Raw genomic sequence first — 10,046 nt, 5'->3', positions numbered from 1 at the left:
AACCACTGCGTCTTGCTCAACAATCCAAAGACAATTGAGAGGCTAGGACTTTTGTCCCAGCCTCCCTTTTTCGCGTCGTAACCTATGTAATGGCAAGCACTATGGTGTCTTGCCGAAGTATCTTATTAAGGCAATAGTGAAAGCGTAATTGAATGGCATCTCAAAAGTGAGATAGAGAAAATCTGACTTTTGGGGTGTTTTTTTAATGGTTAGGAATTCCACCCCATCTTTATGGTAAAATAAAGATAAAAAGATGAGGAATGGCAATGTCAAAACGAACAAAATCTATTCTTTTTTCTCTTATAGTTTTTGTTGTTCTTTTGATAGGCGGCAAGTTTTATATGGATAGAATGAAAGTGGACAATCTCTATCGTCATGGATACCAGCTTTTTGAAGAACAAATCGCGACCTACCTAAAGGAACACTACAGCGGTATCAGTAAAATCGAATTTTCTCCGATTTTTATTAGTGGAGGAAACGGAGAAAGCTTTGTTCATTCTCGGGTTGTACCTGTGATTTATGATAATTATGGCAATAAAGCCTATCTCCAAAACGGCAGACCTTTAGATATTGGAGTACCACGTTATGGAACTTTTGCTGGACTTCAATTAGATTTTACGTACGGTGGTTCCGAGTTTATTCACTTATTAAATGATGAGAAAGAGTATATACAAGTTGATCAGTATCAGCATCTGCCTCCAGAATTAAAGTTAAAGAAGGATGACATCATGGATGAAGTTCTATCAATCTATGGAAAGGAAGGACTTCTAAAGGGTGTAGAAAAGAATGACCAGGGCAGTCCACAACTTGAGATTGTTTATAATTTGGAAATTCAACGAATTGATGGAAGAGACTTGGATAAATGGCAATGACACATCAATTTAGTAAGTTGAGATAGAATGAGGAGAGTTTTAAATGTCTAAACGAACAAAAAAAGTTTTTCTATCCTTGCTTTGTTTTTTTCTACTCGTCCTTGGATGCAAGTTTTATATGGATCGAATGAAAGTAGACAACCTCTATCGTCACGGCTTTCAACTTTATGAGGAACAAATTGCGACCTACTTAAAAGAGCATTATAGCGGTATTAGTAAAATTGAATTTTCTCCTATTTTCAAAAGCGGGGGCGGAGGAGAAGGTTTTGTCAATGCTCGTATAGTTCCAGTTGTTTACGATACTGATGGAAATAAAGTCTATCCACGAAATGACGGAGCACTAGATATGGCTGTTAGAGATTATGGCACCCTTGCTGGTCTTGACTTAAGCTTTAATGTCAATGATGGTTCTGAGATTATATATTTATATAATACAAAAAAGGAGTATATTTCTGTAGAAAACCACCAACACCTTCCGGATAGCATGAAATTTCAAAAAGAGGAATTTACGGATGAGGCGATGGAAGCTTTTTCTCGTGAGGGACATCTAAAAGGTGTAGAAAAGAATGACCAGGGTAGTCCCCAAGCTGAGATTGTCTATAATTTGGAAATTAGACGAGTCCAGGGGAGAGAGGCTTTCGAATGGAAGTAAGCAATCAATTTGCTAAGTTAAGATAGAATGAGGAGAGTTTTAAATGTCAAAACGAACAAAAAAAGTTTTTCTATCCTTGCTTTGTTTTTTTCTACTCGTCCTTGGATGTAAGTTTTATATGGATAGAATGAAAGTAGACAATCTCTATCGTCACGGCTTTCAACTTTATGAGGAACAAATTGCGACCTATCTAAAAGAGAATTACAGTGGAATCAGTAAGATTGAATTTTCTCCGATTTTTAAAAGTGGAGGAAGCGGGGAAGGTTTTGTCTATGCTCGTATAGTCCCAGTTGTTTATGATACATATGGTAATAAAGTATATTTGCGTAATGATGGCGTTTTAAAGATGGGTGTGGCAGATTATGAAATGGCAGCTGGAATTGATTTAGATTTTAATGTCAATGACGGTTCGGAAATAATATATTTGCGTAATGATCAGAAAGAGTCTATTGGTGTAGAAAGTTACCAGAATCTACCAGATGAGTTAAAATTGAATAAGGATGAAATTACGGATGAGGTGATGGAAGCTTTTTCTCGTGAGGGACATCTAAAAGGTGTAGAAAAGAATGACCAAGGCAGTCCCCAAGCTGAGATTGTTTATAATTTGGAAATTAGACGAGTTCAGGGAAGAGAGTTTTATGAATGGAAGTAACCTGATACCAATGATTGGTACTAAAGTACCTAATCATTGGACGGTAGCCGCTATGTTGCGGTCTACCTAATCATCTTACTAGCTCAAAGGGAGGAAAGTAAGGTTCCTCCCTTTTCACGTCGTAACCCCGTGGTCAATTTATTAGGTGGATTTGTAGTTTACGGCAAGCACCATGGTGCCTTGCCTAAGCGTTTTACTAAGAAAACAAAGAAGGTATTATCGGCCTTCTTTATTTTCTGTCGTAATCTCTTCTTTGTGCGAGCGAGGAAGCATATTTATATATATTACAAAAGTTTGTGAAATAAATTTGGATGAAGCCGGTCTTTTCTACAGATCGGTTTCCTTTCTTGAAGAAACTAAGATCAATCCGATGAGGATCAGAGCAGTTATTTGAGGTGCGGATTTTTGTTTACATATAGTGAAATCACGGGAAGAATACCCTTTGAAGCAGGTGGATAGATAGTTGGTATTTTGAAGTAATCTGCCTGTTCGATATTTGGAACAAAAATGCAATACAAATTCCTTTATTTTGTAACAAAGATGCGTTAAACTATAGGAAGTAGATAAATGTTCTACACTAGAGCAAGGGGGGAATACTTCCCACATACATGTCTAAAGACAAAAACTTGATCGAATAAATTAAAACTTTTTGATTCTTAATTTTTATCGACCTTTTTCATATTAAACTTTTTCATCCACCCCTTGCTAAGGCTCTTCCAGATTTTTCTGGGGGAGTTTTTTTCTATTTCATAAACATTTCACATTTCTTTTCTATAATAACTATAACAAATGATGAAAGCGCCCATATTGCATTGCTGTGGGCTTTGAAATGGAGGGAGAGTTCATGCTCTTACAACAGGCAATCGCCTATATTTCTCGAAAAAGAACGAGGAATCTGGTCCTCTTTCTGATTCTCCTCTTGATCCTCTCTTGCTTGTATTTCTGTTTTTCACTGATGCAAGTAGGAGGAAGGCTGGAGGATCATATCAAACAGTCGGCTGGGACCAGTTTTGCCCTGACCAGTAAACAGGGGAATACTCCCTTTGCTCTGAAGGAGGCTGAAAAGGTGCAACGACTAGCTGGGGTGGGAGCCATGGTTCCTCAATATGAAAGTCCCGTTCGTATTCTTGGTAAAGAAGCGGTGACGGGGCAACAGTCGGTAGAGCGGGATGATCTGGGGCAGGAAGCTAAGCAAGCGCTAGGCGCTGTCTTCACCAAGAAGACAGACCAGCACCTGGATTTCCGCAGTAGTAGTTTCCAATTGGTGCAAGGCAAGCACTTATCCGACAAGGCTCGCGGGCAGATCTTGATCCACCAAGAGTTGGCTAAGAAGAACAAGCTAAAGGTCGGAGATTCCTTGACCTTATCCAGCTTTCAGATGGGAGAGACTCCAGCCAAAGAGCATACCTTTAAAATCGTTGGCATCTTTTCAGGTAAGAAACAGGAAAAATTCACAGGAATGACCTCTGATTTGAGTGAAAACCAAGTCTACCTCCCTTATGAGGATGCGACTAAACTTCTTGGTCTCAGCCAGCAAGAAGTGACCCAGGTCACCTTTGGGGTCAAAGATCCTGAGAAAATCGATGCCCTCTTGAAGCAGGTCAAAAGCTTGGATCTGGATTGGCAATCGCTACGCGTGGTCGAAGATCGCAAGGCCTTTGACCAGATGAAAGAATCCTCTCAGACCCTAGAAGGCCTGGTGCGGGTCATGATGATCGTCCTCCTAGTGACGGGAGCCGGTGCCCTATCGCTCTTACTCAGTCTCTGGACACGGGAGCGGATCCACGAAATCGGGGTGCTTTTATCCATTGGGAAGAGCAAGGGCCGGATCTTTAGACAGTTCCTCTTGGAAGTGGTGCTGGTATCCTTACTAGCAGTGATCCCAGCCTTTCTCATCGGGCGGATGGTCAGCCATCGTTTCTTAGAGCAGTTTGTCGGACAGACCGGTCAACAGCAGACCCTAGACTTGCTCAACCAAATCCCTCAAGGCCTTTCCTTAGGAATCGCCTATGCTAGCCTCTTGTGCTTGATCCTATTGTCGCTCGGTGCAACCACCAGCATGATCTGGCGCAAGACCCCAAAAGAAATATTAACAAAAATGAGTTAAGGAGAAATGACACATATGTTAGAACTCAAGAATGTAGCCTATAGTTACCAAAGCTATAGTGAAGATATCCTCTCAAATGTGAACTATCAGTTCGAAAATGGGACATTTTACAGTATTATCGGTCAGTCAGGAACTGGGAAATCAACCCTTCTATCCCTCTTGGCTGGTCTGGACAATCCCAAGAAGGGGCAGGTTCTCTTTGATGGGGAGGATATCCAGACCAAAGGGTCTAGCTACCACCGCAAGCACCATGTCTCCCTGGTCTTTCAGAATTACAATCTGATTGATTATTTGACGCCACTGGAAAATGTTCGCCTGGTCAACAAACAAGCTGGGAAAGAAATTCTCTTGGAATTGGGATTGGACGAAACGCAAATCAAACGCAATGTCCTGCAATTATCTGGAGGGCAGCAACAGCGGGTGGCTATTGCGCGTGCGCTCGTTTCAGAAGCACCTGTCATCTTGGCGGATGAGCCGACAGGAAACCTTGACGAACAGACAGCAGGTGACATTATTGCCATTTTGAAGAAATTGGCCAAGGAACGCCAAAAATGTGTCATTGTCGTCACCCACAGTAAGGAAGTGGCAGAGGCCTCTGATGTGGTCTTGGAATTGAGTCGCCGTAGCCTCGTTGAGAAGAGCAAGTAAGGAGGGAATGCTATGTTGCGCAATGCTTTTGCTTATATCACACGTAAATGGCCCAAGTCTCTCTTGCTCTTTGCCATCATTCTCCTCATGGGGACCTTGAGCTTGATCGGACTCTCCATGAAGGGAGCGACCCAAAAAGCTTCATCGGAAAGCCTGGGATCCATCACCAATAGCTTCTCCATGCAGATCAACCGTAGGACCAATCCGGGAACCCCTCGGGGAGCTGGGAATCTCAGAGGAGAAGATATCGAAAAAATCAGCCAGGTAGAGGGGATCACCTCCTCCATCAAGCGGATCAATGCCATCGCGGATATCTTAGACCACGAGATCATTGAGACTGAAGAAACTCTGCAAAATCAATCTCCAGAGCGGGCCAAGCACTTTAAGAATACCTTGATGGTGACAGGGGTCAATGACTCTTCTAAAGAAGATAAGTTTGTCTCTGGAGCTTACAAACTGGTCCAAGGGGAGCATCTGACGGATAAGGACAAAAACCAAATCCTCATGCACGAAGATTTGGCGAAAAAGAATGGCCTCAAGGTAGGCGACAAGGTGCGTCTAAAGTCCAATCTCTACGATGCTGACAATGAAAAAGGAGCCAATGAAACTGTTGAAGTGACCATTAAGGGTCTGTTCTCAGGGAAGAACCAAGCTCCTCTAACTTACGCCCAAGAATTGTATGAAGATACCCTCATTTCTGACCTAGATACAGCTGCCAAGCTCTATGGCAATACTGTTCAAACAGCTACCTATGAGGACGCAACCTTCTTTGCCAAAGGGGATCAGGACCTCGATAAATTGATCGAAAAAATCAAAGCCTTGGATATCCCATGGAATTACTATGATTTGGTTAAGAGCTCTTCCAACTACCCAGCCTTGCAAAAATCGATTAGCAGCATGTTCCAAGTGGCGGACTACTTGTTTATCGGTAGCCTCATCTTTGCTAGCTTGCTTCTCACCCTTCTCCTCGTCTTGTGGCTCAATGCTCGTCGCAGAGAAGTTGGTATCTTGCTGGCTTTGGGACTCTCCAAGGTGCAGATTGCGGGACAATTCGTGGCAGAATTAGTCATGATCTCCATCCCAGCCTTCCTCCTCTCCTATGGAGTCGCAGGTCTTCTTGCCAAAGGAGTCGGAGATACGGTGCTTAAGAACGTAACCAGTGGCATTGCCAAACAAATGGCTCAAGAATCCTCTGCAGCCAACCTTGGTGGAGGAGCTGAGGCAGAAAGCTTCAGTAAGACCCTGACTGATATCCATATGGATATCCAACCGAGCCAATTGTTGGTGATTGTCTTGGTCGGTGGGCTCCTCTTGATCCTCGTATCCATCCTTTCTTCTCAATGGCTCTTGCATAAGAAACCAAAGGAACTCTTGGTGGATGTCGAATAAGAGATTGTTTCCTAAAATAGAAATAGGGTATAATAGGAGGTAGAAGAAGTTTCTTAGATAAAGGAAAGTGTATGAAGATACTAATCGTAGAAGATGAAGTCCTGATTCGCGAAGGGATGAGCGACTATCTCATGGAATGTGGCTATGAGGTTTTTGAAGCAGGTGATGGGCAGGAGGCCCTGGACCTCTTTCACAGAGAAGCGCCAGATCTGGTCTTGCTGGATATCCAGCTTCCTATCCTCAATGGCTTGGAAGTGCTCAAGACCATCCGGAAGACCAGCTCAGTCCCTGTCCTCATGCTGACGGCCTTCCATGACGAGGACTATAAGTTGACAGCCTTTGGAGAGTTGGCGGACGGCTACCTGGAAAAACCCTTCTCCTTGTCCCTCTTGAAGGTCCGTATCGAAGCTATTTTTAAAAAGCTCCAGCCTTCCCGGGTCTTCACCTATGGAGAGGCACGGGTGGATTTTGAGAGCTACACAGCCAGCCTAGCTGGGCAAGCCATCTCCATGAATGCCAAGGAGTTGGAAATCTTGGAATACTTGCTCCAGCATGAAGGCAAGGCCCGGACCCGCTCTCAGATCCTTGATGCCGTCTGGAAGGAGACAGAGGAGATTCCTTTTGACCGGGTGATCGATGTCTATATCAAGGAACTACGAAAAAAACTAGAGCTGGACTGTATCGTTACGGTGCGCAATGTCGGCTATAAATTGGAGAGACCATGACCAAACGGAGTATCTTTGCAAAGATCTTTCTGATCACCTTTGCCCTTTTCAGTGGCTTAGTCATCCTTCTACATGCTTCGGTTTACTTTATTTTCCCATCGACCTATATCGAGTCCCAGCGCCAGACGATTTTGAAAAAATCGCAGGCCCTGGCCAAGAGTTTCCAAGGGCAGGAAGAAGGAGCCATTGAGTCGGTCATCGACCTTTATTCCAAGACCAATGATATCAAGGTCTCGATCAAGGGCAAGGAAAAACAAAATGTCATAGAGGTTAAGGATGACTTACTCGTGAACCCTAACAGCCAGAATAATTCTCTGGTCATTGAAGAGCGAAAGATCCATACCAAAGAGGGGAAGGGCTTGACCTTGCAATTCTTAGCAACTGTCGATTCCCAAAAGGAAGCGCGGGACATCAGTCTGGGCTTTCTCCCCTATAGTCTCCTTGCTTCCTTTGTTCTGTCAGTGATTGCCTCCTATCTCTATGCCCGCCTGATTTCTGCTCCGATCCTGGAGATCAAGCAGATGACCAAGCGGATGAAGCGCTTGGATCGGACAGCCAGTCTTCCCATTCATTCGCAGGATGAGATTGGCGTCCTCAAGCAACAGATCAACGATCTTTATCACCATCTCCTAGAAGTGATCGACAATCTAGAACAGCAGAAACAGGAAAATCTGAAGCTGGAGCAGATGAAGGTCGAATTCCTACGTGGGGCCTCGCATGAGCTCAAGACGCCTCTAGCCAGCTTGAAGATTATCCTAGAAAATATGCGGGATAAGATTGGCCGCTACAAGGACCGGGACCGCTACCTGGCGGTCTCCCTCGATATCGTCGATGAGATGAACCAGATCGTCCTAGAAATCCTGTCCCTGTCCTCTGTCCAAGAATTGGCTGGAGACAAGGAGTGGATCCAGCTGGATCAGGTCTTAGAGCAGATCCTCGACCAGTACAAGGTCTTGGCTCAATCCCGATCGCTCACGATTGACAATCAGATCCCAGCCAAACAAGTCTATATGGACCCAGCGATTCTGAAATTGGTCCTCTCAAATGTCATCAGTAATGCCGTTAAGCATTCGGATGCCGGTGGAGAGATCCAGCTCCGCCTCGAAGAGGAAGGGACGCACTTGGCGGTTGAAAATACCAGCCAGGAAATGGTAGAGACCGCTGAGATGCCAATGACCGCTAGCCGTCAGAAGAAGGAAGGCGGCTTGGGACTCTTCGTGGTCCAACACTTGCTAGACCATGAAGAACTGGCCTACCAATTTGACAAAACAGCTATGGGCTTACGCTTCCGTATGGAACTGCCCAAAGAGCCTCAAGAATAAAAAATAGCGAACAAGAGAAACTCTTGTTCGCTATTTTTATTTAATCAACCTTTTCGACCTTTAGCAATTGACCATGTTTTAATTCATAAATGGTATCCACATAGGTCAGGATGGAGCGGTCATGGGTGACCATGATGGCGCTCTTGTTTTTGGATTTGACTTCTTTCCGGATCAACTGGGCGATTTCTTGCCCTCGATCTGGGTCTAGGCTAGCCGTTGGTTCATCAGCCAAGATGACCTGCGGATTTCCGATGAAGGCTCGAGCGATGGCTGCCCGTTGTTTTTGTCCACCGGACATCTGATTCGGATATTGGTGGTAACAAGCTTCGATGCCAAGATCTGCCAGCAAGGCTTTGACTTCCTCTTGGCGTTTTTTCTTGTCCTTCTCCCCCTTCAATTTGGCCACCAGTTCTAACTGGTCACCGATTTTCATGTAGGAGAGGAGCTGGTGATCTTGAAAGATAAAGCCGAGCAATTCCAGGCGTTTTTGTGTCCACTGGCCTTGGTTGAGGCCAGTCAAGTCTTGGCCAGCGATAGAAATCCGCCCCTCGTCCGCTGATAAGAGTAAACCAGCGATAGCTAAGAGAGTGGATTTACCGGATCCTGAAGGACCCAAAATCGCGACAAATTCGTTGGGTTCGACGCTTAAATTAAGCTGGTTGAGGACATGGTGCATTTGGCTACCATCGGCGTAGGATTTTCTGATATTTTCTAATTCGATAATAGCCATCTTATTCTCCATTTCCACCAATGACTTCGATTGGATCTACTTTTTTGATTTTGACAAGGGACAAGGCACCACACAAAATAGAGGCCAGGATAAAGCTAACCGAGATGGTGAGGTTGTCCTTCAGGGTCATAAAGGAAGGGACGCTATTGGGTAAAAATGGCGCCATCATGGTTGCCAAGCCAAGCCCCAGCAGCACTCCGATGAGGGAGATGATGGTGAGCTGGGATAGTTGGACATAGGTAATCTGGCTCATGGACATGCCAATAGCCTTCAAGACACCGTACTGTTTCAACTTCTGCAGGGTGAGGATATAGAAGAAGACCCCAAGGATAGCAGAAGAAGCAAGCAAGAGAACCCACGTGATCATCCGTAGCGTCAAGTTTTGAGCCTTGTAGCCAGGGATTTTATCGATCACTTGCTTCTTATCTGCCACCATTAAGTTGCTGGCTAGATCGTTAGAAGTGATGCTTTTCTTGGTCACAAGGGTTTGGGCTTGCCATTGATAGCTTGGATCTGTTTTTTGCCGCAGGCCTGTGTAGGTATCCGAGCTGATAAAGCCAATCTCGCTATAGCCGTATTTGGCATTTTTCGCGAAGGCTACGACCTTGAGTTTTTGCTTAGAGGTTTTGTCAATCACGTGATCGCCGACTTGGATCCCCTCATCCTCTTTGAAAGAACTGTCCAAAATGACCTCGTTTTTCTTTAGGTCGGAGATCTTGAGGTCTGTATCTTCCATGATTGGATTGAGGATTTCTTCTTCGTTGTGATCGGTCGCGAAGTAGGTGATATCCAGAGTATTGGAATCCTCTGTTTTTGAGACGGTTGCTCGCTGGATGGACAAACCCGAATAGCCCATTCCCTCTATCTTTTGGACCTCATCTAAATCCTTCGCCGTAATAGTTGAAAAGGGGATAATCCCTTCTGAATCCGTCGAAAGGATGTAGTGCAG

The 10,046-nt window shown here is 44.5% G+C and carries 10 protein-coding genes; 8 read left to right on the top strand and 2 right to left on the bottom strand.

Going from position 1 to position 10,046, the window contains the following annotated elements:
- Positions 1-266: 266 nt before the first annotated feature.
- From AC3E8G_RS10075 to AC3E8G_RS10040, 8 genes are all read left to right on the top strand, one after another.
- Complete coding sequence (locus AC3E8G_RS10075; RefSeq protein WP_154859050.1) at positions 267-872, top strand: hypothetical protein; 606 nt, start codon at positions 267-269, stop codon at positions 870-872.
- A 43-nt stretch (positions 873-915) separates the two neighbouring features.
- Positions 916-1,524 (top strand): hypothetical protein, encoded by a 609-nt coding sequence (locus AC3E8G_RS10070; protein WP_490677643.1) that lies wholly within the window; start codon positions 916-918, stop codon positions 1,522-1,524.
- Positions 1,525-1,567: 43 nt separating this feature from the next.
- Positions 1,568-2,176, top strand: a complete 609-nt coding sequence (locus tag AC3E8G_RS10065) for a hypothetical protein (protein ID WP_414286462.1) — start codon at positions 1,568-1,570, stop codon at positions 2,174-2,176.
- Between the two features lie 844 nt (positions 2,177-3,020).
- Complete coding sequence (locus AC3E8G_RS10060; protein WP_154859046.1) at positions 3,021-4,283, top strand: ABC transporter permease; 1,263 nt, start codon at positions 3,021-3,023, stop codon at positions 4,281-4,283.
- A 15-nt stretch (positions 4,284-4,298) separates the two neighbouring features.
- A complete protein-coding gene (locus tag AC3E8G_RS10055) occupies positions 4,299-4,931 on the top strand; it encodes an ABC transporter ATP-binding protein (RefSeq protein WP_009731296.1) in 633 nt (210 codons plus the stop codon).
- Positions 4,932-4,943: 12 nt separating this feature from the next.
- Positions 4,944-6,320, top strand: coding sequence for an ABC transporter permease (locus tag AC3E8G_RS10050; protein ID WP_154859044.1), 1,377 nt, complete (start codon positions 4,944-4,946; stop codon positions 6,318-6,320).
- 71 nt (positions 6,321-6,391) lie between these two features.
- Positions 6,392-7,045 carry a response regulator transcription factor gene (locus AC3E8G_RS10045; protein ID WP_009731294.1) on the top strand — a complete coding sequence of 218 codons (654 nt, stop codon included), beginning with the start codon at positions 6,392-6,394 and terminating at the stop codon, positions 7,043-7,045.
- Positions 7,042-8,367 (top strand): sensor histidine kinase, encoded by a 1,326-nt coding sequence (locus AC3E8G_RS10040; protein ID WP_490677642.1) that lies wholly within the window; start codon positions 7,042-7,044, stop codon positions 8,365-8,367. Before AC3E8G_RS10045 ends, AC3E8G_RS10040 begins: the two co-directional genes overlap by 4 nt.
- Positions 8,368-8,407: 40 nt before the next feature.
- Here AC3E8G_RS10040 and AC3E8G_RS10035 read toward each other — a convergent pair whose 3' ends face one another.
- Together AC3E8G_RS10035 and AC3E8G_RS10030 are read right to left on the bottom strand one after the other, a co-directional pair.
- Positions 8,408-9,097, bottom strand: coding sequence for an ABC transporter ATP-binding protein (locus AC3E8G_RS10035; RefSeq protein WP_154859040.1), 690 nt, complete (start codon positions 9,095-9,097; stop codon positions 8,408-8,410).
- A gap of 1 nt (position 9,098) precedes the next feature.
- On the bottom strand, positions 9,099-10,046 hold a 948-nt coding region (locus AC3E8G_RS10030; RefSeq protein ID WP_490677641.1), incomplete at its 5' end, for an ABC transporter permease.

This window comes from Streptococcus sp. SCPM-O-B-15294 (M123), from assembly GCF_058200455.1.
Note: the sequence above shows the minus strand (reverse complement) of the source record. Positions and strands in the feature narration are given on the sequence as shown.